Genomic DNA, 23,368 nt, shown 5'->3' with positions numbered 1-23,368 from the left:
GGAGGACTCACCGACACTCGGGGACGGTTTGGTGGCCGGGGGCGGCTCGGTCTTCGGCGGCTCACTGACGGACGGGGGCGCCGCTGGCGGCGGGTGGGCGGGCTGCGGGCGGGCCGGGGGTCGCGGGGGCGCGCCGGGCCGCCGGGAGGAGGACGGGAGCACCGGGCTGTGGGCCGGCCGGGGCTCCGGCGGCCCGGCCTCGGGCCGCGCCGGCCGGACCTCGGCCGGCGACGACCGTGGTATGGGCGCCCCAGGCTCCGGTATGCCGCTGGGGACGCCCGGCGCCGGTCGCGGCGCCTCCTCGTCCAACACCCGGACCGCGGAGGAGCCCTGCGGCCGCGGGTGCGGCGGCCGGCCGCCCACGTCCACGCATCCGGTCGCCAGCAGCGCGGCGGCCGGGACGAGGAGGAACGCACCGTGCCGGGCCACCGCTGAGCAACGCATGCACTGCCCAACGTCGGCGCAGCGGCGCAGGACACGGCACCGGCCCGGTGGGCGTGCTAGGAAGTGCTCCATGCGCCGACGGATTCGACTCAGCGAGCGCACCGGGGCCGCCCTCGCGGCCGTGTCCCTCGGCGCGACGTTCGGCGCGCTCGCCCGGTACGGGGTCACCGAGGCGGTTCCGGCCGGTCCTGGCACGTTCCCGTGGGCCGTGTTCGGCGTCAACGTCGCCGGTTGCCTGGGCATCGGCGCGCTGATGGCCACGATCGCCGCTGGGCGGGTGCGGCACCCGCTGGCCCGGCCGTTCTGGGGGATCGGCGTGCTCGGTGGGTTCACCACGTTCTCCACCTACGCGGCCGACACCAGGTCCCTGGTGGCACACCAGGCGTACGGCACCGCGGTCGGCTACTGCCTCGGCAGCGTCGCCGCGGGGCTGCTCGCGGTATGGCTGGGCACGAAGGCGCCGGTGCGGCCTTGACCGTGCTGCTCGTCGCGCTCGGCGCAGCGGTGGGCGGGCCACTGCGCTACCTGACGGACCGTTGGCTGTCGGCCCGGTACGGCAACGCCTTCCCCTGGGGCACGCTGGCGGTGAACGTCAGCGGATCACTCGCCCTCGGCGTGGTGCTGCGCGCCGCCCCGCCCGACCTCCGCCTGCTGCTCGGCACGGGGCTGTGCGGGGGCCTCACCACCTTCAGCAGCTTCGGCCACCAGACGTTGCTGCTGTTCGAGACCGGGCGCGCCGGCCGGGCGCTGCTCAACGTCGGCGCCAACCTGGCGGCGGGGCTCGCCGCGGTGACCGCTGGCTGGGCGTTGGGCGGGGCGCTGTGAGGGTGGGGGGACGGCCTGTCGGCCCCGGGGCGGGTCAGGCGTAGCCCAGGGCGTGCAGCCGCGCGTCGTCGATGCCGAAGTGGTGGGCCACCTCGTGGACCACGGTCACCTCTACTTCGGCGATGACGTCCTCGCGGGTGTCGCACATGCGCAGTGTGGGGTTGCGGTAGATGCTGATGCGGTCCGGGAGGACTCCGGCGTACCACTCCCCCCGCTCGGTGAGCGGCGTGCCCTCGTAGAGACCGAGCAGGTCCGGGTCGCTGGGATCCGGCTCGTCCTCGACGAAGATCGCGACATTGTCCATGAGCCTGGTCAATTCCGGAGGAATGCGGTCGAGTGCCTCCCCGACCAGTTCCTCGAACTCCTCACGCGTCATCTCCAGCACACGGCCATTGTCCGCGACCCCACGGCATCCCCACAGCCCCCGCCCGCACTCCCCACCGGGCGCTCCCGGTCACGGCCCCCCGGGGTGGAGGACGGAACGGGCCATTGGGGTGGCGCACCCCCGGGAGCGGACACGCTCCGCATACATGTCGTGACAATGGGCATAGGGACTCAATGGCCGGCGAACTCCTCGGGCGGGTCCGTGCCAGGCTGCGCCGCGCCCGCGCGACACTGCGCAAGGCCCGCGGCGGTCCCCCGCGGGCGCGCCCCGGCGTGTTCGGGTCGTCCCGCCCGGGGCGTTCCGGACCGGAACCGGGTGCGCGGGGGCTCGGTCTCGGGGTTCCCGAGCCGCCCCGGTGGCACCGGGCCGCGCTGATGTCCGTGGTGGTGCTGTTCGGGGCCTGGCTCGGGCTGGTCGTGGTCGGCGCGGTGCAGGCGCCCGTGGGACCGGTGTCCACCCGGATGTCCCTGCACCCCTCGTGGACCGGGGGCACCAACATCAACATCCCACCGTTGGGCGCCCTCGAGCTGGACACCCACGACGCCCCGCTCCGCCTCGACGTGGACGTCCGCCGGCTGGACCCGGTGCGCGCCCAGGCCATCGTCAACCATCCGGAGCGGTTGCGGGGCCTGGAGGACGAGGTGGGCAGCGACGTGCTCGCCAGCACCGTCCAGGTCGTCTGGCGTTCGGCGCTCGCGGTGGTGGCCGGGGCCACCGCCGCCGGTCTCGTGGTGTACCGCAGGCCGCGGCGGGCCATGGCGGCGGGCGGCCTCGCCCTTGCCGTGTTCGTGGCCAGCGGGGTGCTCGCCGCGGCCACGTTCAATCCCAGGTCGGTCGTGGAGCCGGGGTACTCGGGGCTGCTGCGCGGGGCGCCCTCGGTGATCGGGGACGCCCGCAGTGTCGTCAGCGACTTCGACGTCTACCAGGAGGAGCTGGCCCGTCTCGTCACCAACGTCACCAGGTTGTACGACGCGACCACCACCCTGCCGGCGTACAGTCCGGCCCCGTCGACGCTGCGCCTGCTGCACGTCTCCGACGTCCACCTGAACCCCGCGGCGTGGAGCCTGATCAACGCGACCGTCGAGGACTACGGCGTGGACGTGATCGTGGACACCGGCGACACCATGGACCACGGCACGGCCGCCGAGAACCGGTTCACCGAGGTGGTCTCCGACCTCGGCGCGCCGTACGTCTGGGTGCGCGGCAACCACGACTCCATGGCCACCCAGGAAGCAATGGAGAAGCGGAAGAACGTGTACGTGGTGGACAACGGCGAGGTGAGGAGCGTGGCCGGGCTGCGCATCGCGGGCATCGGGGACCCGCAGTTCACCCCGGACCGCTCGGTGGTCCCGGCGGGGGACCCGGCGGAGCGGGCGGCGGGCCGTCAGCTCGCCGACGCGGTCCGGGCGCAGCGGAACGCCGTGGACATCGCCATCACCCACAACCCGCAGGCGGCCGAGGAGGCGGCTGGTGCGGCCCCGTTGGTCCTGGCCGGGCACACCCACCGGCGCAGCACCCGGGTGCTGGACGGGGGGACCCGGCTGTTCATCCAGGGCACCACCGGCGGTGCGGGGTTGCGGGCGGTGGAGGGCACCAGGCCCCAGCCGGTGGAGTTGTCCGTGCTCTACCTGGACCGGGAGAGCCACCGGCTCGAGGCGTGGGACGACATCACGCTGGGCGGTCTGGGGGAGACCACCGCGAAGATCACTCGGCATCTGCCGGGCGAGGACCGGTCCTCGACGCCGGCCCCGGTGCGGCCCCCCCGGTGACGGCTGGCGGGTGCGGCCGGGGGCCGGCGGGGCCTTCCGGGCGTTCCCCGCGCGGCTCGCTGATGCCCGGAGAAACCGTTTTGGCTTTGCCCAGCGACATCACCTATGCTGCTGACGTCCCCGGCGGAAGCACAATGCCAGGCGGCCCACCAGCCCTCATCGTCTAGTGGCCCAGGACGCCGCCCTTTCAAGGCGGTAGCACGGGTTCGAATCCCGTTGGGGGCACCATCGAAGTGTGTGTGCCCGTCCCCTCGCCGGGGGCGGGTTTCTTTGTGCCCGCGGTTGGTCCGCACGCCGGGGGGCACCGCCCCGGCAGTCCCGGTTCCGGGTGGCCGGACGACCCCACCACACCGCCGGGCATGGCCGGTACGACGGACAGCGGGATTCCCCGTTTCCCCTTTTCACTTCTGTCGATCGACTCGAACACATTTCCGCACAAGGCAACAAATCACGCTGAATATGTGATCAGATCATGGCAGGCCTGGAACCTTCCCCACAGACGCCGCCCTACTATGTGATTGTCATGTCACGGAGAGCACGGTAGGTGCTCACGGTGGTGGCCCGGGCACGTCGGTTGCCGACGGAGCGGCAGGCGGACAGGGAGTGGGGAACGGCAACATGGCGTCTCACGGTGCGCGGTTCCGTCCTCAACAAGGCTTCCACCAGGGACGACGGCCGGTCGACGGGTGTCTGGTCAACCGCGGCGGCGCCGCCGGCCACACCGGGGAACCCGACGGGAAGCAGGGCCGCCCGACGGTATCGCGGATGAGGTTGCCGGAAGGCGGTGACGGCTCTCCACGAGCCGGGACCCGGCACCCGGGTTTACCCATTGCGGCTTTCCCGGTCCGGCCCGCCAGGCGCGTTGTCTCCCCGTCCCACCAGCGATATGACGCGCCGGGGGAATCCCCGCAGGAACACGCGCCGCGGAGCTCCCCCTAGCGGGTTCCCGCGGCACTGCGCTGCCTCACCGCCGGTCCGGGCCCACCCGTCGCAGTCGTCCAGCACGGCGTCGTCACCAGCCCGGCCACCCGTCCGTGCTCGACGACCGCCGAGGATCCATGACCACGAGAACACCGAAGGACCGGCGCCGGAACAACCGGGGACGGGGCCGCCGCGGCCTGACCGTACGGATACAACTGGCCCTGATCGCGGTGGTCTCCATCCTGGCGCTGCTCGGCCTGGTCGCCGTCAACGCGGCCCAACTGTGGGAGCGGCAGGAGAACCTCCGCAACGACGTCAGTACCGGAACGCTGGGCGGCGAGGCGAGCCTGCCGCTGTTCGTCGGCACACAGGCGGAACGCCGGCTCAGCGCCGCCTACCTCGCCGACCCCACCCCGGCCGCGCGCCGGGCGCTGGACGAGCAGCGCCAGCGCACCGACCGGGGGGTGGTCAGCTTCCGCCACCTGTCCGGCTCCGAGCTGGAAGTGGAGCAGCGGCACGAGTGGCAGCACGTCGAGCGGATCTACGACGAGTTGGACGAACTCGACGACGTCCGCCGCAGGATCGACAACCGGGACATCCAGCAGGACCTCGCCACCGCGTACTACACGGGCCTCGTCACCAAGTTGATCGAGTTCTACCAGGCGCTGTCCGCCATGGACGATCCTGAACTCACCGTGGAGACACGGGCGCTGGTCGGTCTCTTCTGGGCCAGTGACGGGCTGGCCCTGGAGGACACGCTGATCGCCGAGGCGCGGGCCGCCGGCCGGATGACCGCGTCCCACCGCCAGCAGTTCGCCGAGGCGTACGGCACCCAACGGGTGATGTACGACCGGTGGATCACGCCCTACCTCCCCGCCCACGACCGGGCGACCTACGACCGGATCACCGCGAGCGAGGCGTGGGCGACCAAGTCCCGGGTCGAGCGGGCGATCATCAACGCCCCGACCACCTCGGCGGACGGTCACGTCGAGGAGCTGCCCCGCGAGGTCGCCCGGTGGGAGGACGCCCACGCGAAGGTGGCCCAGGAGATCGCCGCGCTCAACCTCAGCCGCACCCAGGGGCTGCTGGCGCACGGCCTGCAGCGCGCCGACGAGCTGCGCACCCAGGTGCTGTGGCAGGTCGGGGGGAGTCTGGCGGCGGTGGTGCTGATCGCCGTGCTGATCATCATGATCAGCCACAAGGTCATCCGACGCACCGGTCGGCTGCGCGACGAGGCGACGGACGTCGCCGAGGTGCGGCTTCCCGAGATCGTCCAGCAGTTGCAGCACGGGGCGGCCCCCGACCTGGCCGGCCTGCCCGTGGTGAGCGGGGACCGCGACGAGATCGGCCGGGTGCACGACGCGTTCGCCCGGGTGGTCGAGGTGTCGGTGAGCGGCCACGAGCAGCTCGCCCGGGAGCGTGCCGGGTTCGGCGCGTTCTCCGCCGGCATGGCCTCGCGCACCGGCAACCTCGTCGGTCGCATCCTGGACCGCATCGACGACCTCCAGGACACCTACGGCGACAACCCGGAGTTGTTGGACGGGCTGATGGCGGTGGACGCCCTGGTGGTGGGGGTGCGGCGGCAGACCGAGAACGTGGTGCTGCTCGCCGGCGGCGAGATCCCCGACCCGTACCAGGAGCCGATGCGGCTGGCCGACGTGCTCAACACCGCCGCCTCCGAGGTGGAGGACTTCGAGCGCGTCGACCAACACGCACTGAGCGAGGTCAGCCTGGACGCCCAGGCGGTGAGCTGGGTGATCCACCTGCTGGCCGAGCTGTTGGACAACGCCACCCGTTACTCCGCCTCCCGGGTCACCATGACCGCCGAGGCGATCAACGACCGTCTGGTGATCGAGGTGGAGGACCGGGGGCCCGGTGTCGCGCCCGCCCTCTACGAGCAGATGAACGAACGCCTGCGCACCGCCCTGCCGTACGCCGACCTGGCCCGCGACGCCCACCGGCTCGGCCTGTTCACCGTCGGGCACCTCGCCCAACAGCTCGGGGCCGAGGTCACCCTGCGGCGCGGCGCCCTCGGCGGCACCTCGGCGGTGGTGCTGCTGCCGGGGAGCCTCCTGGTCAGGCCCCCGGCACCTCCGGCAAGGACACCGGCGGTCGAGAACGAGGCGGGGGCGGTCACCCCGGTGGCGCACCGGCCCGACAACCAGCCCGAGCCCGACCACCAGCCCGAGCCCGACCACCAGCCCGACCCGGGCGCAGAGCCAGGGCCCCGTCCGCACCCGCGGCCGGAAGCCGTGTCAACGCCAAAGCCGGCGCCCGCGCCGACGTCGGACCCGTCCCCCTCGGGGCCGCCCGCGGCCGGGCTGCCCGCGTTGCCCGAACGGCAGCCGGGCACCCACCTCGCCCCCCAGCTCCTCCAGCGCCGCGGCCCGGTGGTCCGGGACGACGGCGCCACCCCCGAGCAGGTCGCCGACGCCTACGCGGAGTACGAACTCGCCACCAGCGCGGCGGAGACACAAGCACCACCAGCCCACACCTTCCACCGAGTCGGACAGGAGCAACCCCGATGACCACCGAGCACGACCAGGCCGACAGCGCCCAGCTACACGCGATCCTGGAGCAGAACCTCACCCGGATCGCCGGCGTCAGCGGAGCGGTGCTGCTCAGCAAGGACGGCCTGGTGCGCACCAGTTACCAGTTGCCCAGGGACAGCGCCGAGCGGGTCGCCGCCGCGGTCTCCGGCATCGCGTCGTCGATGGCGGCGGTGGCCCAGGAGTTCGGCGGGGGCGAGGTGACCCGCCACCTCGCCGAGATCACCCCGGGACTGAAGGCGTGCGTCACCGCGTGCGGCGAGGGCAGCACCCTGATCGTGGTCGCCCGTGGCGCCAAGGTCGGCGAGCTCGGTGGCGAGACGGTCAGGACCGCACAGGCCCTCGGCCCGTGGCTGGGCACCCCGGAGCGGCAGGGCGCGACCCGGCCGTGACGTCGCGGGGGCGCGGGCGCAGGCCGCGGCTGTACGCCGCCACCGGAGGCCGGTCCTCCACCGCCCGTACCAGTGTGCTGACCATGGACACCCTCATCACCGCGGCGGGCGACGACCAGGGGCTGCCCAGTGAGTGGCGGGCGGTGCTCGACCTGTGCCGGCCACCCCGGGCCCTGGCCGTCGCCGAGCTGGCCGCCCGGATGGGCTGGCGGCTCACCCCGATGACCCGCCTGTTGGGGGTGCTGCTCGAACGCGGACTGATCCACCACCGGCTCCCGCTGAGCCCAGCCGAGACCTGCAACGTCGTACTTCTCACCAGGATCAGGGAGTGCCTTGCCAAACAACTCTGACGACGCGCCGGCCCAGGCGGCGTTCAAAATCATCGTGGCCGGCGGGTTCGGCGTCGGTAAGACGACCCTGGTCGGGTCCGTCTCCGAGATCCGGCCGCTGACCACGGAGGAACGCCTCACCACCGCCGGCATCGGGGTGGACGACCTGGACGGCATCGAGGACAAGACGGACACCACCGTCGCCATGGACTTCGGACGGATCACGCTGCCCGAGGCCGGCGTGGTGGTCTACCTGTTCGGCACCCCGGGCCAGGACCGCTTCTGGTTCGTCTGGGACGCCCTGCTCGAAGGCGCCGCCGGGGCCATCGTCCTGGTGGACACCAGACACCTGGGTCGGTCCTTCCCCGCCGTGGACTTCTTCGAGAACCGCAGGCTGCCCTTCGTCGTGGGGGTCAACGCCTTCGACGGGCACCAGCCGTACTCCGCCGAGCAGATCCGTGGCGCGCTGCGGATGTCCGACCCGCAGACCCCGATCATCGAGCTCGACGCCCGCAGCCGCACCTCCAGCCGCGACGCACTGATCGCCCTGATGGACCACCTGATCGATCGCGCCCGCCCCGTCCACGCCTGACTCCGGAGCCGCCCGATGACGTCCACCACCCGCGACCCTGGCACCCTCGCCTCGTTGGACCTGTTCACCGACGACGTCCTCGCCGACCCCTACCCCTGGTACCGCACCCTGCGCGACCTCGGCCCAGCGGTCCGGTTGCCCGGGCACGACGTCTGGGCGGTCCCCCGGCACGCCGACGTCCAGGCGGTGTTGCGGGACACCGACACCTTCCGCTCGAAGGACGGCGTCGCCCTCACCGACATGGCCAACCAGGTCATCCTCGACGGGACCGTGCTCGGCTCGGACGGCGAGGACCACCGCAGGCTGCGCCGGGTGCTGGCGGAGCAGCTCAGGCCGGCCTCGATCCGGGCCCTGACCACGGAGGTCCACCGGCGCGCGGACCGGCTGGTGGCCGGCCTGGTCACCAGGGGCAGCTTCGACGCGGCCGGGGACCTCGCCCGCGGGTTCGTCGCGGACGTGGTGATGGAACTGATGGGCCTGCCCCTGGACACCAGGGACGAGTTGATCGACAACGCCGCGGCGACCTTCGAGATGTTCGGCCCGGCCAACCAGCGCTACCAGGTGGCGGCCCCGGCTGCCGCGGCGATGATCGACTTCCTGAGCCAGCGGGTCACCAGGACGTCGGTGCGGCCCGACTCGTGGATGGCCTCGGTCTATGACGCGGTGGACGCCGGGCGGCTCGACGAGTCCGAGGTGGTCCCCCTGATGTCCGCGTACACGGTCGCCGGGATGGACACCACCATCAACGGCATCACCAACGCCGTCCACCTCCTGGCCACCCACCCCCGGCAGTGGGGCCACCTGCGGGGCCGGCGGGCCACCGGCAGGGAGGCGTTCCACGAGGCCATCCGGTACGACGCGCCGGTGCAGGGCTTCGGGCGGCGGGTCGGTTCGGACACCGCCATCGACGGCACCGAGATCCCCGCCGGCGACCAGGTGTGGGTGCTGTACGGCTCCGCCGGCCGCGACCACCGCAGGTGGGGGGCGAGCGCCGACCAGTTCGACGTGCTGCGCCCGGACGCGGCGGAGCACCTGGCGCTGGGCGCGGGCCCGCACGCCTGCGCGGGGAACCACCTCGCGGCCCTCCAGGCGGGCGCCGTACTGGACGCCCTGGCCACCCACTGCACCCGTCTGGAGCTCGCCGGCGAGCCCACCCGGGCTCTCAACAACGTCCTCCGCGGCTGGGCGCACCTACCGGTCCGGGTGGTTCCCGACCGGCGCCGTAGGCGCTGAGCAGCACCCAACCGCCCGGCCGGGCACCCCGGCCCCGCCGGGCGGTTGGTCCGCGCGGGGTCCGCGGTCTGCTACGCTGATCCAGCGACAACAACCGCGAAACCGGCTCGCCGGGTGGCACTCATCCGAGTCCCTCTCGTCCGGCCATCGGGATCACGGTCGGGCTCGTCGCACGAGGTCCTGTGGAGCAGTTTGGAGTGCTCGCCACCCTGTCAAGGTGGAGGCCGCGGGTTCAAATCCCGTCAGGACCGCCTCTTCGTGAACGTTGCGTTCCCCCCAGGCCGTGGGCCGGGGGGATTTTCTCGTGTTCGGGGAACGCTCGGGAACGCTCGGGAGGGCCGGGCGGTGGCGGCACGGGGTGCGCACCCCCGGCTGCGACCCGGCGCCTCCATCCGAGCCGCGGTCCGCATGGGACGGGTCACGTGACGGCGCGCCGCTCGGGCAGGGTGAGGGTGGTCAGGGCCCCGCCGTCGGGGGCGTTGGCGAACCGCAGGTCCGCCTCGAGCACCCGCGCCTGCCCCACCGCGATGGTCAGCCCCAGGCCATGGCCCTTCTTCCCCGAACTGGTGGACTCGGTGCGGAACCGCCGCGGGCCGTAGTCGAGGAGTTCGTCCGGATACCCGTCACCGTGGTCCCGGACAGTGATCGTCGGGCCGTCCACGGTGAGCACCACGGGAGGGCAGCCGTGCTGGTGGGCGTTGGCGACCAGGTTGCCGATGACGCGGTCGAGGCGCCGCCGGTCGGTCTCCACCACCACGTCGTCGACCACCGTGACCTCCGCAGCCAACCCGGTGGCGGCGACCGCGGCCTCGACCAGCGGGCCCAACTGGTGCACGCCCGGGTTCGCCCGCTCCACCTGCGCGTCGAGCCGGGAGATCTCCAGCAGGTCCTCGGTGAGGCGGCGCAGCGCCTGTACCCGGTCCCGGACCAGTTCGGTCGGCCGGCCAGGGGGCAGCAGCTCAGCGGCGGCGTGCAGGCCCGTCAGCGGGGTGCGCAGCTCGTGCGCGACGTCGGCGGTGAACCGCTGTTCGTTCCTGATCCGGCTCTGCAGGGCGGAGGCCATGGAGTCCAGCGCCGCGGCCACGGCGGCCACCTCGTCACCTCGGCGGTCGGAGCGGTCCTCGGAGCCGACCCTGGCGTCCAGGTCCCCGGCACTGATCCTGCGGGCGACCTGGGCGGTGCGGCGCAGCCGGCGGCTGATCCGGGCGGTCATCGCCAGGCCGGCCAGGACGGTGACGCCGACGACGAACGCGGCCGAACCCGCGATGGCCCAGTCGACGCGTTCCAGTGACCGTTCCGCCGCGGAGTAGTCCACGCGCACCGCCAGCACGCGCCCGTCCCTCGATGACGCGGCCCACACCGTGGCCCGTCCCCGGTGATCGGCGAGCGTGGTGCCCCGTTCGCCGCGCAGCGCGCCCGCCCGCAGGGCGGGGGGCAGCTCCGGCGGGTCCACGGCGGCGTCCGGCCCCAGCTCGCCTCCTTCGACGTACTCCCGCTCGGCGGAGTCCAGCCGGCTCAGGGCCTTCTGCCGGGCGTAGTCCAGCGGCTCCTCGGTGACCGCGCGGTGGGCCAGCAGGCTGAGCACGGTCGCCACCAGGCAGCAGACGGCGATGGTGAGGGCGAACCTCGCGTAGAGGGTGCCCGTCCAGTCCGGGAGGCGCGGACGGAGGGGGACGCGGCGGGCAGGACGGCCCGGCGGGTTGCCGGCGGGGGCGTCGGTGTCGGCGGCCGTCCGGTCCCTGTGGGTGGGGGGCACGGTGCGCACGGCTGTCATGGCCCCTCAGTAAACCGCCCTTGAAGGAGTTGGGCGGGGCTGGGGGGCGGGGACGAGCCGGAGTGGCCCGGAGCGGGGCAGCACGGGCGGGAGGGCACCTGGGCGGCGGGAGCACCCGTCGGGAGTGGTGGTGCGGTCGGGCGCCGCACCGCGGGAAACGCGTGCGGAACCATCTGACCCCATGGGGTAAGCTCTGTGTCAGCGCCCGGCGTTCCGGGCCTGGCCAGGTAGCTCAGTTGGTACGAGCGTCCGCCTGAAAAGCGGAAGGTCGCCGGTTCGACCCCGGCCCTGGCCACCAAGTCACCACGTCACTTCGGTGGGTTCACTGCGTTCCGGGTCGAAAGCAGGTCTCGGTTTCGTTGTGTCACCGGACGCGACATCGTGTGTCAGCGACCTCGGGGCGGGCTCGTCCGGAGCATCGCCTGGTCACATCGACTTGGTCCTGTGGAGCAGTTTGGAGTGCTCGCCACCCTGTCAAGGTGGAGGCCGCGGGTTCAAATCCCGTCAGGACCGCAGAGCAGCGGCCCGAATCCCTTGGATTCGGGCCGTTTGTCGTCTGTGTCCCTTGGGTTGTGCCCCAGGCCCTTGACTCCTGCGCCGCGACATGGCTACCTGTTCGACCAAGGGCGATGAGTCGGTCACCGACAGCGACCGGCTGGTGGGGTAACGGAGGACCGGGATGAGGTCTGCCAGACAACAGACGCACGCCCTGCTGCGTGCGCACCTGTCCGCGGCCGCCCGCGCCGGCCACCGCACGGAGCGCTGCCGCGCCTGTCGGCACCTGCTGGATCAGGCCATGCGGTTACCGCCGTCGGGTCCGCGACTGATCGCCGGGCCTTCGGCGTCCGGCCCGAACTCCCCCTCGCGGCCCGCCACTCGGGGTCGGAACCTCGACACGGCCCGCAGCGAAGTGTGACGCGCATCACGAAATGAGTTTGGAAAAGAAGGGAAGCCATCCGCCCCTCAGAAGGCATCAATTTTATATGTGAAATTTCACCGCCCAGTGAGGAGCTGGGAGGGACCAGGAGCGGGGTACCCCCGCGGGGCCTGCCGACATGTGTCGCCTGGCCGGTTCCGGTCCCCGGAAGGGCTGCTTCCCCTGGCCCGGGGCGCCCCAGAGAGGGCTCCGGGGATGCCAGAAGGGCCGCACCGGATCCGGCGGAATCCGATACGACCCTTCGTCAAAACCCTGATGAGTCAGCGCAGTTGGCACTGGAGCCGAGAACACGGACACCATGCGGGGTTGGGGGACCCCAGGGCCGCGTTCTGGCTGGTGGTCAGGGCTCGCTGCGCTGCTGGGGGATGCCCGCCAGCAGGGCGCGAACCTCCGCCTCGCGGTAGCGGCGGTGACCGCCGAGCGTGCGGATCGACGTGAGCTTGCCTGCCTTTGCCCAGCGCGTGACCGTCTTGGGATCGACGCGGAACATGGTGGCGACCTCAGCCGGGGTCAGCAGCGGCTCGGCATCAGGGGTGCGAGCGGTCATGAGCGGCCTCCTCGGGAGAACCGAACCAACACGGTTCTTTCCTTCAAATTCTGCACCTTGACCCGCGATGCCCGAAATGGCGCACGCGGGCCGAGTCGGTAATAGGACGAACGGCTTGTCCTCGGCACTACAACTACACCATCTGTCCAGCCCCGTCGGCCAAACCGATGGAATTGACCCCTCAGGTGCTCAACCTTGGCGGATGCCGATGGACCGGCCTATAGCGGACAGTCACTCGAGAGTAACGATCAGTCACAGCTTACCCAGAGGCCCGCCATCCCCCATCGAGCCACCGAACCGGAGCCCATCCACCCGAAAGGACATAGAAGCCTCAACCATGCGGTTGCTTGTCCTACTTTGACACATCTAGGCTGGCTGCACCAGAGGTGCCTAACGTGCGATACATCACGTTAGGGCCGTTATTTCCGAATCACGGCGAACGCGATTCTCGCGGCGACTCGCCCGGTTTCAGCTCGCGAACTCCAGTTCGCGAACCCCGCGCCACCGCTCGGTGAGGCGCTCGTACGCCTGTCCGGCGCGTGCCCCGTCCTCCGCCTTCAGGGCCGCGAGCCCCTCGGCCACGTCCGCCGCGGAACGGTCCTCGGCCAGGCTGTCCTCGTCGATCGCGTGGACCAGCCCGCCGTAGTCCAGCTCCACGAGCGAGCGGGGATGGAAGTCCTCGATCCAGCGGCCCACCTCGATCAGCCCCTCGATCAACGGTCCCTCCCCCATGGTGTCCCGCAGGACCTTCAGCCCCCGGGCCACCCGGCGCCTAGCCTGCACCATGGGTGTGCGGTACCGCAGCAGCGGGCTGGAGCGCCGCTTGTCCGGCCCGTCGGAGCGCTCCTCGATGCGGCCCGCCTCGAACTCACGCTCGTCATCGCTGAACAGCACGAACCACCGGACGGGTACGTGCCAGGTGCTCGACCTGATCCACGGCCGCACGTCGGGGTTGCGCTCACGCCAGTGCTCGTAGTCGGCCTCCGCCTGGACGCGCACCACCGGCGGCAGCACCGCGTCCAGCACCGGACGCGGGAACTGGTGCCGCAGTTCCTCGAGAGCCAACCAGGACCGCAGCCGGGTACGCCAGGGGCAGACCAGGGTGACCCCGTCCACGACCGCCACGAAGGCGTCCCGGCTCTCGTGCACCGGAACGGGCACCGGGGGGACGGGCACCAGGTCCACCAGCGCCTGCCGCACCTCGTCCTGCTCCGTCGGCCGGTCCTCAGCGGCCCTGGCCGCGTACTCCGACCAGTGCGAGCGCTCCGGCTCCGGGAAGGCCGCGAGCGGCTCGTAGACCCGCAGGTAGGCGTTGTAGGGCACCTCGACCGACGACTGCGCCACGCGCTCACTCCCCTAGCGGCTCCGTGCTGGCCGTCAGCATCGTCGCACGCGGCCGGGGACCGGTGAGGGTGTTCCGGGCCACTTCGAGCGGCCGGCCCCCGTGGAGGATCTACGCTGTGTGCCCATCAGTCCCGCCTGACACCTCGGCGGGCCAACCTCTCCACCACGGGAGTCACCACAGTGACCGACGTACGTCAGGCCGACAGTGTCGTCGCCCGGCTTTTCGCATCCGAGCTCGGCGGCCACGAGCAGGTCGTGCTCTGTCAGGACCGTGCCAGCGGCCTCAGGGCCGTCATCGCCCTGCACTCCACCGCGCTGGGCCCCGCCCTGGGCGGTACCCGGTTCCACGCCTACGCCACCGAGGACGAAGCAGTCGAGGACGCCTTGAACCTCGCTCGCGGCATGTCCTACAAGAACGCCCTCGCCGGGCTCGACCACGGCGGCGGCAAGGCCGTGATCATCGGTGACCCGGACACCCTCAAGAGCGAGCGCCTGCTGCTCGCCTACGGTCGCTTCGTGGCCTCCCTCGGCGGGCGCTACTACACGGCCTGCGACGTCGGCACCTACGTGGCCGACATGGACGTGGTGGCCCGGGAGTGCCAGTGGACCACTGGTCGCTCCCCGGAGCAGGGCGGCGCCGGCGACTCCTCGGTCCTGACGGCGTTCGGCGTGTTCCAGGGCATGCGCGCCAGCGCCCAGGCCCGCTGGGGCGAGCCCACCCTGCGCGGCCGGCGGGTGGGCGTGGCCGGGGTCGGAAAGGTCGGCCACATCCTGGTCGAGCACCTGCTCGCCGACGGCGCCGAGGTGCTGGTCACCGACGTCCGGGCGGACGCGGTGGAGCGAGTCAGGGCTCGGTACCCGCAGGTGACCGCGGTGGCGGACACTGAGACATTGATCACATCAAACCTGGACGTCTACGCCCCGTGCGCGCTCGGCGGCGCGCTCAACGACGCCACCGTCCCGGTCCTGACCGCCTCCATCGTCTGTGGCGCGGCGAACAACCAGCTCGCCCACCCGGGGGTGGAGAAGGACCTCGCCGACCGGCACGTCCTGTACGCACCCGACTACGTGGTGAACTCCGGCGGGGTGATCCAGGTCGCGGACGAGATCCACGGCTTCGACTTCGAGCGGGCCAAGGGCAAGGCGGCCAAGATCTTCGACACCACCCTGAACATCTTCGCCCGCGCGGAGGCCGACGGGGTGCCGCCCGCGGTCGCCGCCGACCGGCTGGCCGAGGCCCGGATGGCGGAGGCCCTCGAGGCACGGACGGCGACGCGCCGGTGAGCCCGTTCCGCCCTCCGTCGCGGACCCGGCACCAGGCGTGACCCGCCGGCGTCGGGTCCGCCGATGAGCCCATTGGACTGACGGTGCCCGAGCCCGGCCGCGCGCCGGGGGCGGACACCGTAAAATTGATGCTGACCAGCGGGGACGAGGCGACGAACGGTGCCCGGTGTTCGGCACGTCGCGCGGGCGGCGTACCGTACGGCCTCGGAAGCAGGTACCGTTGGTGGCCTACGGGCGGTCTTTCCTATGAGGGACCGTTCCAGATCATGAACGCGTGTCAAGACTCGGGGCCGTCGAGCCCCGTCGTTGAGGGGGTCGAGCCATGGGGCGCGGCCGGGCCAAGGCCAAGCAGACGAAGGTCGCCCGCCAGTTGAAGTACAACAGCGGCGGGACAGACCTTTCCCGCCTGGCCGAAGAGCTGGGCGCATCGACATCGCAGCCGGTCAACCGGGACAACGAGCCGCTGCATGACGATGACGAGCTGGAGGACGACCCGTATGCGGCGTACGCCGCCTATTACGAGGACGACGAGGACGAGGGCGGCAAGTCCGGCCCTGCCCGTCGCGGCGCCTGAGCCGCGCGGGTTCGCCCGCGTAGGGACCCGGTCCAGGGTGTGAAGCCCAGGACCGGGTTTCGTCGTGCCCAGCCGCCCGGGGGCCGTCCGACGGTTTCCCGCACACCGCCGGGACGCCGGGGTCCGCCCGCGCGCCGCTAAGCCGGCCCCTCCCGCGGCCACCGGGCCCAGGGTGGCGGGCCGCCGGGGGTGTCGCCCCCGACGGCCCCCGGGTACCGGACGGCCGGCGGCCGGAGCCGACCTCAGCGGTGCTCCCCGCGCAGCGCGGCGGCCAGCGAGTCATCGTCCCGCGGCACCACGTCACCGAGCGCCCAGGCGTCCACCCCGCGCTCGGCGAGCAGCGCCAGCGTCGGGTCCACGGCGTGCGGGGGCACCACCGCGACCATGCCCACGCCCATGTTCAGGGTCCGCTCGAGTTCCTCCTGGTGGACGCCACCGAGGGCCCCGACCAGGGTGAACACCGGAGGCGGCGTCCAGGTGCCGCGGTCCAGCCGGGCGGCGAGACCCTCGGGGATCACCCGGGCCAGGTTGGCGGCCAGCCCACCCCCGGTGACGTGGGCGAACGCGTGTACCTCGGTGGCCCGGGCCAGCGCGAGGCAGTCGAGCGCGTAGATCCGGGTCGGCTCCAGCAGCTCCTCGCCGAGGGTGCGGCCGAACTCCGGAACCTGCCGGTCCAGGGTCCAACCGGCCCGCTCGAAGAACACGTGGCGCACCAGTGAGTACCCGTTGGAGTGGAGCCCGGACGCGGCCATCGCGATCACCACGTCCCCGGCGCGGACCCGCTCGGGGCCCAGCACCCGGTCCGCCTCCACCACCCCGGTGCCGGCTCCCGCCACGTCGTACTCGTCCGGGCCGAGCAGCCCGGGGTGCTCGGCGGTCTCCCCGCCGACCAGGGCGCAGCCAGCGAGGGCGCACCCCTCGGCGATGCCCTTGACCACCGCGGCGATCCGCTCCGGGTGCACCTTGCCCGTGGCGATGTAGTCCGTCATGAACAGCGGCTCGGCCCCGCACACCACCAGGTCGTCCACCACCATGCCGACCAGGTCGTGGCCGATGGTGTCGTGCCGGTCCATGCGCTGGGCGACGGCCACCTTGGTGCCGACGCCGTCGGTGGAGGTGGCCAGCAGCGGACGGGTGTAGCCCTTGAGCGAGGAGACGTCGAACAGGCCGGCGAAGCCACCGAGGCCGCCCACGACCTCGGGCCGGGTGGCCTTGGCGACCCAGGTCCGCATCAGTTCGACGGCGCGGTCACCGGCCTCGATGTCCACGCCCGCGGCGGCGTAGCTGGCCGCGGGGGCGGGGGCGTCCTTGGGGTGGGATCGGTTGGTCTCGGACACGGTGAGGAGCTCTTTCCGCTGGGATTACTGGTGCGCCGTCGGGGTGGCTACGGGCGGCGCAGGGCGTCCGCGCCGCCGGGCCCGCTGAGCAGCGAGGGGACCGCGTCCGCGACGTCGGTGCGGGCCGGGGCCGCCGCCTCGTCCTCCCGCAGGTGCTTGCCGAGCAGTCGGGGGTCGGGCAGCTCCATCGGGTACTCACCGTCGAAGCAGGCCCGGCAGAGGTTGGGCTTGGCGATGGTGGTGGCCTCGATCATGCTGTCGATGGAGATGTAGGCCAACGAGTCGGCGCCGAGCGAGGTGCCGATCTCCTCGACGGTCAGGCCGTTGGCGATCAGTTCGGCGCGGGTGGCGAAGTCGATGCCGAAGAAGCACGGCCACTTGATCGGCGGCGAGGAGATCCGGATGTGCACCTCGGCGGCGCCGGCCTCACGCAGCATGCGGACCAGGGCCCGCTGGGTGTTGCCGCGGACGATCGAGTCGTCCACCACCACCAGGCGCTTGCCCCGGATGACCTCCTTCAGCGGGTTCAGCTTCAACCGTATGCCGAGCTGGCGGATGGTCTGGCTGGGCTGGATGAAGGTGCGGCCGACGTAGGAGTTCTTGACCAGGCCTGCGCCGTAGGGGATGCCGCTGGCCTCCGCGTAGCCGACGGCGGCCGGGGTGCCCGACTCCGGGGTGGGTATCACCAGGTCGGCCTCGACCGGAGCCTCCTTGGCGAGGCGACGGCCCATCTCGACCCGTGACAGGTGCACGTTGCGGCCGGCGATGTCGGTGTCGGGGCGGGCCAGGTAGACGTACTCGAAGACGCAGCCCTTGGGCCGGGCCTCGGCGAACCTGGTGGCCCGCAGGCCGTTGGCGTCCACCGCCACCAGCTCGCCCGGCTCGATCTCCCGGATGAAGGAGGCGCCGACGATGTCCAGGGCGGCGGTCTCGGAGGCGACCACCCAGCCGCGCTCCAGGCGGCCGAGGACCAGCGGGCGGATGCCCTGCGGGTCGCGGGCCGCGTAGAGGGTGTGCTCGTCCATGAACACCAACGAGAAGGCGCCCTTGACCTGGGGCAGCACCCGGGCCGCGGCCTCCTCGAGGGACAGCGGTGCCCCGTCCTGGTCGTACTGGCCGGCGAGCAGCGCGGTGATCAGGTCGGTGTCGTTGGTGGCGGCTGCCTGCGACGGCCGGCCCTGCCGCCGGGGCAGCGCGGCGACCAGTTCGGCGAGCTCGGCGGTGTTCACCAGGTTGCCGTTGTGGCCCAGCGCGATGGAGCCGTTGTCGCTGGCACGGAAGGTGGGCTGGGCGTTCTCCCACACCGAGGCACCGGTGGTGGAGTAACGGGTGTGGCCGATGGCCAGGTGCCCACTCAGTGAGCTCAGCGCGGTCTCGTCGAAGACCTGGGAGACCAGGCCCATGTCCTTGAAGACCAGGATCTGGGAGCCGTTGCTGACTGCTATCCCCGCGGACTCCTGTCCACGGTGTTGCAGTGCGTACAGCCCGAAGTAGGTGAGTTTGGCGACCTCTTCACCGGGGGCCCAGACACCGAAGACGCCGCAGGCGTCCTTGGGGCCCTTCTCACCGGGAAGGAGATCGTGGTTGAGGGATCCGTCACCACGTGGCACGAGTTCGAGTCTAGGACAGGTCCTCGGCGAGGGCCGAACGGGGGAGGTGGCCCCCAGCGCCTTTCCACGGCCGTCGGAGCCGCCGATCCCCCGGCAGAACCGGGAGAACACGGGTCGAACACCACTCGGGTGATAGTTAGGTCACACTCGGGGCGGGCCGGAACGGTGTGGTCCTGGTCACCCGAGAACCGGGAGCAAACCGGACAGGTCGGAGCGCTCGCCGCTGGCCGTGAGAGCCGCGTCGGCCACGGCGTCCGCCCAGGTGAGGCGGCCGGCAGCGAGGCGGATCCAGGTGAGCGGGTCGGTTTCCACCACGTTGGGCGGGGTGCCCCGGGTGTGTCGGGGACCGGCCACGCACTGCACCACGGCGAACGGGGGGACCCGCAGCTCCACCGAGCCCCCTGGCGCCTCGGCGGCCAGAGCGTCGGCGAGCAGCCGCACCACGGTGGCCAGGGCGTGCCGGTCCAGGGGGACGTCCGCACCGGTGGCGGCGGCCAGGTCGTCGGCGTGCACCACCATCTCCACCAGCCGGGTCACCGCGAAGTCCAGGGCGGTCATGGTGCCCAGTCGGATGCGGACCGCGCGGTCGGGCAGCGGGGCGGACACGGCGTCCTGGAGTGCGTTCACCGCCGAGTCAAGGCGGACCACCGGGTCCGGGCACCCGGCGACCGCGGCCCGGGTGTCGGCGTCTAGGCGCTCGGCGACCGACGCGGTGGACACCGCCCACCGCGACAGGGTCAGCTCGGCCGCGGCCCCTTCGGGCGCCGGCTCGGCCAGTACCCGCGGCAGCGCCTCGAGCTGCAGGGCCAGGTGCACCACGAGGTCCCCCACGGTCCACCCGTCGAGCCGGGTGGGGCGGGCCAGGTCCGCGGGGTCGAGCGACCCGACGGCGCCGCGCAGGCTCCACGCCTGCGCAACCAGCGCGTTGCGAATCCGGTCCGGGTTGTGGGTGCGGACGCGAGGCGGCATGCGGGCGACCCTATACCGGGTGCCCGGCCCACTCCGGGGCCGGGCACCGGGTCAGCCGAGCAGCGCGGGGATGGTGCTCTCGCTGGCCTCGCGGAGCTCCCCGAGGCCGATGCTGAACTGCCCCTGAACGTCCAGGCTGTCCCCGTCCACCACGCCGATCCGGGTGGCCGGCAGCCCCCTGGCGCGGCACATGTCGGTGAACCGCAGCTCCTCGCTGCGGGGCACCGCCACCACCGCGCGTCCGGTGGACTCGCTGAACAGGGCGACGAACGGGTCCGTCCCCTCCGGCAGCACGATCCTGGCTCCCAGGCCCCCGCGCAGACAGCTCTCCACCAGGGCCTGAACCAGGCCGCCGTCCGAGAGGTCGTGGGCGGCGTCGAGCATGCCGTCCCTCGACCCGGCCACCAGCACCTCGGCCAGCAGCCGCTCACGGTCCAGGTCCACGGCCGGCGGCAGACCACCGAGGTGGCCGTGGGCGACCTCGGACCACGCCGAGCCGCCGAGCTCCTCACGGGTGTCACCGAGCAGGAAGAGCAGGTCGCCCTCCCCGGTGAAGCCCATCGGGGTGCGCCGGGTGACGTCGTCGATCACCCCGAGGACCCCCACCACCGGAGTGGGGTGGATGGCCACCTCGCCGGTCTGGTTGTAGAACGAGACGTTGCCGCCGGTCACCGGGGTGCCCAGGGCCAGGCAGGCGTCGGCCAGGCCCCGGCACGCCTCGGCGAACTGCCACATGGCGGCCGGGTCCTCGGGCGATCCGAAGTTCAGGCAGTTGGTCACGGCCAGCGGGGTGGCGCCGGAGGCGGCGACGTTCCGGTAGGCCTCGGCGAGCGCGAGCTGAGCGCCGGTGTACGGGTCGAGCTTGGCGTACCGGCCGTTGCCGTCCGTGGCCAGGGCCACCCCGAGGTTGGTCTCCTCGTCGACGCGGATCATCCCGGAGTCCTCGGGCTGGGCCAGCACCGTGTTGCCCAGGACGTAGCGGTCGTACTGGGAGGTGATCCAGGACTTCGAGGCCTGGTTCGGCGACGCGACCAGGCTCAGCACCGCCTCTCGCAGCTCCTCCGGGGTGCCGGGGCGGGACAGCTTCGCCGGGTCGTCCGCCTGGAGCGCGTCCTGCCACACCGGCCGGGCGTAGGGCCGCTGGTAGACCGGCCCCTCGTGGGCGACGGTGCGCGGCGGCACGTCCACGATCTGCTCACCGCGCCAGTGGATCTCCAGCCGGTCGCCGTCGGTCACCTCACCGATGACGGTCGCCAGGACGTCCCACTTCTCGCAGATCTCCAGGAAACGCTCGACCTTGTCCGGCTCCACCACCGCGCACATGCGCTCCTGCGACTCGCTCATCAGGATCTCCTCCGGGGAGAGCGTCGCGTCGCGCAGCGGGACGGAGTCCAGCTCGACCCGCATGCCGCCGCTCCCCGCGGAGGCCAGTTCGCTGGTGGCGCAGGACAGGCCGGCGCCGCCGAGGTCCTGGATGCCGACGACCAGCTTCTCCCGGAAGACCTCCAGGGTGCACTCGATGAGCAGCTTCTCCTGGAACGGGTCGCCGACCTGCACCGCGGGGCGCTTCGCCGGTCGGGTGCCGGCCGCGCTGGGGTCCGCGAAGGTCTCCGAGGCGAGCACCGAGACCCCACCGATGCCGTCCCCGCCGGTCCTCGCGCCGTACAGGATGACCTTGTTGCCGACGCCGGAAGCCTTGGCCAGATGGATGTCCTCGTGCCGCATCACGCCCACGCACAGGGCGTTGACCAGCGGGTTCCCCTGGTAGCAGGGGTCGAAGACGACCTCGCCCCCGATGTTCGGGAGGCCGAGGCAGTTGCCGTAGCCCCCGACACCGGCGACCACTCCTGGCAGTACCCGCCGGGTGTCCGGGTGGTCGGCGGCGCCGAACCGGAGCGGGTCCATCACCGCCACCGGCCGGGCTCCCATCGCCAGGATGTCCCGGACGATCCCGCCGACCCCGGTGGCCGCGCCCTGGTAGGGCTCAACGTAGGAGGGGTGGTTGTGCGACTCCACCTTGAACGTGACCGCGTAGCCCTGGCCGACGTCCACCACGCCCGCGTTCTCGCCGATCCCGACCAGCAGGGCGTCGCTCGGCGGTGCCTTCTCGCCGAACTGCCGAAGGTGGACCTTGCTGGACTTGTAGGAGCAGTGCTCGGACCACATCACCGAGTACATGGCCAGCTCGGCACCGGTGGGCCGGCGGCCCAGGATCTCCCGGATGCGGTCGTACTCGTCCCGCTTCAGCCCCAGCTCGGCCCAGGGCTGGGCCAGGCCGGGGGTGTCCACGGCACGCTTGACGGTATCGATGGTCGTGCTCACTCGCTCACTCGCCGTTCCTGCATCGGTGGTCATGCGTTCACCAGCCGCTTCAGGACCGAGGTGAAGAAGCCGAGGCCGTCGAGGCCGGGGCCGGTCAGCGACTCCACGGCGTGCTCGGGGTGCGGCATGAGGCCCACCACGTTCCCGGCCTCGTTGGTGACGCCGGCGATGTCCCGCCGGGAACCGTTGGGGTTGAGCTCCAGGTAACGGGCGACCACCCGGCCCTCGGCCTCCAGCATGTCCAGGGTGCGCTCGTCGGCTACGTAACCGCCCTCACCGTTCTTCAACGGGATGACGATCTCCTGGTCGGGTCGGTAGGAGCTGGTCCAGGCGGTGGTGGCGTTCTCGATCCGCAGGCGCTGGTCCCGGCAGACGAAGTGCAGGTGGTCGTTGCGGGTCAGCGCCCCAGGCAGCAGGTGGGACTCGCATAGCACCTGAAACCCGTTGCAGATCCCGAGCACCGGCAGCCCGTCCCGGGCTCCGGCGATCACTGTCTCCATGACCGGGGAGAAACGAGCGATGGCACCGGCGCGCAGGTAGTCCCCGTAGGAGAAGCCGCCGGGCAGGACCACGGCGTCCACCTGACGCAGGTCCTTGTCGCGGTGCCAGAGGGCCACCGGCTCCGCGCCGGCGAGCTGGACCGCGCGCCGCGCGTCCCGGTCGTCGAGTGAGCCGGGAAAGGTGACCACACCGATCCGAGCGGTCACGACTGGACCCTGACGTCGAAGTCCTCGATGACGGTGTTGGCGAGGAACGTCTCGGCCATCTCGCGGATGCGGGCGAGGGCAGCGGCGTCAACCGGCCCCTCCACCTCGAGCTCGAAACGCTTCCCCTGACGGACGTCGGTGATTCCGGAGAAGCCCAGGCGCGGTAGTGCTCGCTGCACCGCCTGGCCCTGGGGATCGAGAATCTCCGGCTTGAGCATGACGTCGACGACGACGCGTGCCACTGGCACTCCCGGTGGTGTGGTGCGTAAAGGAGGTCCTCCCAGGGTAGCGGGCCTCCTCGGCGAACCCTCCGGCGCTGTCCCGGGTGCTGATCAGCGCCGCCCGCGACGGGCTCCCGGTGGATGTCGGTGACCGGGACGGTTCCGCTTCTGATCGCGATCGTGATCTTGCACTATGTGACGTTCTTGATCACACATTTGATCACGGTTGGGCATCACCGGGGCACCACCGGGTGCCAGCTCTGTAGAAAATCAGCGAGGAAAAGTATCTTTATGCATGGGGCG

General features: G+C 72.0%; 21 protein-coding genes and 4 tRNA genes. 15 read left to right on the top strand and 10 right to left on the bottom strand.

What is annotated here, in order from left to right; all coding sequences use genetic code 11:
• Positions 1–514: 514 nt before the first annotated feature.
• Both crcB (A3IG_RS34410) and crcB (A3IG_RS0124745) read left to right on the top strand, forming a co-directional pair.
• Positions 515–919 (top strand): fluoride efflux transporter CrcB, encoded by a 405-nt coding sequence (gene crcB, locus A3IG_RS34410; protein WP_018386283.1) that lies wholly within the window; start codon positions 515–517, stop codon positions 917–919.
• Positions 916–1,269, top strand: a complete 354-nt coding sequence (gene crcB / locus A3IG_RS0124745) for a fluoride efflux transporter CrcB (protein ID WP_018386282.1) — start codon at positions 916–918, stop codon at positions 1,267–1,269. The genes crcB (A3IG_RS34410) and crcB (A3IG_RS0124745) overlap by 4 nt, the downstream gene beginning before the upstream one ends.
• Positions 1,270–1,303: 34 nt before the next feature.
• On the opposite strand, the gene A3IG_RS0124740 is transcribed toward crcB (A3IG_RS0124745), so the two are convergent.
• A complete protein-coding gene (locus A3IG_RS0124740; RefSeq protein WP_018386281.1) occupies positions 1,304–1,654 on the bottom strand; it encodes a metallopeptidase family protein in 351 nt (116 codons plus the stop codon).
• Between the two features lie 173 nt (positions 1,655–1,827).
• Between A3IG_RS0124740 and A3IG_RS0124735 the strand changes: the two genes are divergently transcribed.
• From A3IG_RS0124735 to A3IG_RS0124700, 8 genes are all read left to right on the top strand, one after another.
• The gene (locus A3IG_RS0124735) at positions 1,828–3,423 is read left to right on the top strand and encodes a metallophosphoesterase family protein (RefSeq protein ID WP_018386280.1); all 1,596 of its coding nucleotides are present in this window, start codon (positions 1,828–1,830) and stop codon (positions 3,421–3,423) included.
• A gap of 152 nt (positions 3,424–3,575) precedes the next feature.
• A tRNA-Glu gene (locus A3IG_RS0124730) sits at positions 3,576–3,651 on the top strand.
• 830 nt (positions 3,652–4,481) lie between these two features.
• Positions 4,482–6,872, top strand: a complete 2,391-nt coding sequence (locus tag A3IG_RS31160) for a nitrate- and nitrite sensing domain-containing protein (RefSeq protein WP_018386279.1) — start codon at positions 4,482–4,484, stop codon at positions 6,870–6,872.
• Complete coding sequence (locus A3IG_RS0124720) at positions 6,869–7,285, top strand: roadblock/LC7 domain-containing protein (RefSeq protein WP_018386278.1); 417 nt, start codon at positions 6,869–6,871, stop codon at positions 7,283–7,285. The genes A3IG_RS31160 and A3IG_RS0124720 overlap by 4 nt, the downstream gene beginning before the upstream one ends.
• Positions 7,243–7,635 (top strand): DUF742 domain-containing protein, encoded by a 393-nt coding sequence (locus A3IG_RS0124715; RefSeq protein ID WP_322888004.1) that lies wholly within the window; start codon positions 7,243–7,245, stop codon positions 7,633–7,635. The genes A3IG_RS0124720 and A3IG_RS0124715 overlap by 43 nt, the downstream gene beginning before the upstream one ends.
• Positions 7,619–8,206, top strand: coding sequence for a GTP-binding protein (locus tag A3IG_RS0124710; RefSeq protein ID WP_051087618.1), 588 nt, complete (start codon positions 7,619–7,621; stop codon positions 8,204–8,206). The genes A3IG_RS0124715 and A3IG_RS0124710 overlap by 17 nt, the downstream gene beginning before the upstream one ends.
• A gap of 15 nt (positions 8,207–8,221) precedes the next feature.
• Positions 8,222–9,439, top strand: a complete 1,218-nt coding sequence (locus A3IG_RS0124705; RefSeq protein WP_018386275.1) for a cytochrome P450 — start codon at positions 8,222–8,224, stop codon at positions 9,437–9,439.
• Between the two features lie 176 nt (positions 9,440–9,615).
• Positions 9,616–9,690: transfer RNA gene (locus A3IG_RS0124700), tRNA-Asp, on the top strand.
• A gap of 167 nt (positions 9,691–9,857) precedes the next feature.
• Here A3IG_RS0124700 and A3IG_RS0124695 read toward each other — a convergent pair.
• On the bottom strand, positions 9,858–11,213 hold the full coding sequence (locus A3IG_RS0124695) for a sensor histidine kinase (RefSeq protein ID WP_018386274.1): 1,356 nt from the start codon (positions 11,211–11,213) through the stop codon (positions 9,858–9,860).
• Between the two features lie 221 nt (positions 11,214–11,434).
• Here A3IG_RS0124695 and A3IG_RS0124690 point away from each other — a divergent pair.
• The 3 genes from A3IG_RS0124690 to A3IG_RS35490 all read left to right on the top strand — a co-directional run bounded on the left by A3IG_RS0124690 (position 11,435) and on the right by A3IG_RS35490 (position 12,129).
• Positions 11,435–11,511: transfer RNA gene (locus tag A3IG_RS0124690), tRNA-Phe, on the top strand.
• A gap of 140 nt (positions 11,512–11,651) precedes the next feature.
• A tRNA-Asp gene (locus A3IG_RS0124685) sits at positions 11,652–11,726 on the top strand.
• 166 nt (positions 11,727–11,892) lie between these two features.
• Entirely contained in the window at positions 11,893–12,129 is a 237-nt protein-coding gene (locus A3IG_RS35490; protein WP_236719193.1) for a DUF6274 family protein, read from the top strand.
• A gap of 361 nt (positions 12,130–12,490) precedes the next feature.
• On the opposite strand, the gene bldC is transcribed toward A3IG_RS35490, so the two are convergent.
• Both bldC and A3IG_RS0124675 read right to left on the bottom strand, forming a co-directional pair.
• Positions 12,491–12,697 carry a developmental transcriptional regulator BldC gene (gene bldC / locus A3IG_RS0124680; RefSeq protein WP_016471853.1) on the bottom strand — a complete coding sequence of 69 codons (207 nt, stop codon included), beginning with the start codon at positions 12,695–12,697 and terminating at the stop codon, positions 12,491–12,493.
• A 468-nt stretch (positions 12,698–13,165) separates the two neighbouring features.
• Positions 13,166–14,041: a hypothetical protein gene (locus A3IG_RS0124675; RefSeq protein ID WP_018386273.1), complete on the bottom strand. Its 876-nt coding sequence runs from the start codon at positions 14,039–14,041 to the stop codon at positions 13,166–13,168.
• A gap of 180 nt (positions 14,042–14,221) precedes the next feature.
• On the opposite strand from A3IG_RS0124675, the gene A3IG_RS0124670 reads away from it, so the two are divergent.
• The gene (locus A3IG_RS0124670) at positions 14,222–15,325 is read left to right on the top strand and encodes a Leu/Phe/Val dehydrogenase (protein ID WP_018386272.1); all 1,104 of its coding nucleotides are present in this window, start codon (positions 14,222–14,224) and stop codon (positions 15,323–15,325) included.
• Positions 15,326–15,647: 322 nt separating this feature from the next.
• Positions 15,648–15,899, top strand: coding sequence for a DUF3073 domain-containing protein (locus tag A3IG_RS0124665; RefSeq protein ID WP_018386271.1), 252 nt, complete (start codon positions 15,648–15,650; stop codon positions 15,897–15,899).
• 242 nt (positions 15,900–16,141) lie between these two features.
• On the opposite strand, the gene purM is transcribed toward A3IG_RS0124665, so the two are convergent.
• The 6 genes from purM to purS all read right to left on the bottom strand — a co-directional run bounded on the left by purM (position 16,142) and on the right by purS (position 23,086).
• Positions 16,142–17,236, bottom strand: coding sequence for a phosphoribosylformylglycinamidine cyclo-ligase (gene purM, locus A3IG_RS0124660; protein ID WP_018386270.1), 1,095 nt, complete (start codon positions 17,234–17,236; stop codon positions 16,142–16,144).
• A 47-nt stretch (positions 17,237–17,283) separates the two neighbouring features.
• A complete protein-coding gene (purF, locus tag A3IG_RS0124655; RefSeq protein WP_018386269.1) occupies positions 17,284–18,846 on the bottom strand; it encodes an amidophosphoribosyltransferase in 1,563 nt (520 codons plus the stop codon).
• Between the two features lie 177 nt (positions 18,847–19,023).
• Positions 19,024–19,815 carry a maleylpyruvate isomerase family mycothiol-dependent enzyme gene (locus A3IG_RS0124650; RefSeq protein WP_018386268.1) on the bottom strand — a complete coding sequence of 264 codons (792 nt, stop codon included), beginning with the start codon at positions 19,813–19,815 and terminating at the stop codon, positions 19,024–19,026.
• Positions 19,816–19,866: 51 nt separating this feature from the next.
• Positions 19,867–22,170, bottom strand: a complete 2,304-nt coding sequence (gene purL / locus A3IG_RS0124645) for a phosphoribosylformylglycinamidine synthase subunit PurL (RefSeq protein ID WP_051087617.1) — start codon at positions 22,168–22,170, stop codon at positions 19,867–19,869.
• On the bottom strand, positions 22,167–22,844 hold the full coding sequence (gene purQ, locus A3IG_RS0124640; protein WP_018386266.1) for a phosphoribosylformylglycinamidine synthase subunit PurQ: 678 nt from the start codon (positions 22,842–22,844) through the stop codon (positions 22,167–22,169). The genes purL and purQ overlap by 4 nt, the downstream gene beginning before the upstream one ends.
• Positions 22,841–23,086 (bottom strand): phosphoribosylformylglycinamidine synthase subunit PurS, encoded by a 246-nt coding sequence (gene purS / locus A3IG_RS0124635; RefSeq protein WP_018386265.1) that lies wholly within the window; start codon positions 23,084–23,086, stop codon positions 22,841–22,843. The genes purQ and purS overlap by 4 nt, the downstream gene beginning before the upstream one ends.
• Between the last annotated feature and the right edge of the window lie 282 nt (positions 23,087–23,368).

It is taken from the genome of Wenjunlia vitaminophila DSM 41686 (assembly GCF_000380165.1).
In the GTDB taxonomy this organism is placed as follows: Bacteria; Actinomycetota; Actinomycetes; order Streptomycetales; family Streptomycetaceae; genus Wenjunlia; species Wenjunlia vitaminophila.
This window is presented reverse-complemented; position numbering and strand designations above follow the sequence as displayed.

Excerpts from the sequence above, each read along its gene's own strand:
- crcB (WP_018386283.1), top strand. The coding sequence starts at position 515 with ATGCGCCGACGGATTCGACTCAGCGAGCGCACCGGGGCCGCCCTCGCG.
- A3IG_RS0124735 (WP_018386280.1), top strand. The coding sequence starts at position 1,828 with ATGGCCGGCGAACTCCTCGGGCGGGTCCGTGCCAGGCTGCGCCGCGCC.
- A3IG_RS31160 (WP_018386279.1), top strand. The coding sequence starts at position 4,482 with ATGACCACGAGAACACCGAAGGACCGGCGCCGGAACAACCGGGGACGG.
- A3IG_RS0124720 (WP_018386278.1), top strand. The coding sequence starts at position 6,869 with ATGACCACCGAGCACGACCAGGCCGACAGCGCCCAGCTACACGCGATC.
- A3IG_RS0124705 (WP_018386275.1), top strand. The coding sequence starts at position 8,222 with ATGACGTCCACCACCCGCGACCCTGGCACCCTCGCCTCGTTGGACCTG.
- A3IG_RS0124695 (WP_018386274.1), bottom strand. The coding sequence starts at position 11,213 with ATGACAGCCGTGCGCACCGTGCCCCCCACCCACAGGGACCGGACGGCC.
- A3IG_RS35490 (WP_236719193.1), top strand. The coding sequence starts at position 11,893 with ATGAGGTCTGCCAGACAACAGACGCACGCCCTGCTGCGTGCGCACCTG.
- bldC (WP_016471853.1), bottom strand. The coding sequence starts at position 12,697 with ATGACCGCTCGCACCCCTGATGCCGAGCCGCTGCTGACCCCGGCTGAG.
- A3IG_RS0124665 (WP_018386271.1), top strand. The coding sequence starts at position 15,648 with ATGGGGCGCGGCCGGGCCAAGGCCAAGCAGACGAAGGTCGCCCGCCAG.
- A3IG_RS0124650 (WP_018386268.1), bottom strand. The coding sequence starts at position 19,815 with ATGCCGCCTCGCGTCCGCACCCACAACCCGGACCGGATTCGCAACGCG.
- purL (WP_051087617.1), bottom strand. The coding sequence starts at position 22,170 with ATGACCACCGATGCAGGAACGGCGAGTGAGCGAGTGAGCACGACCATC.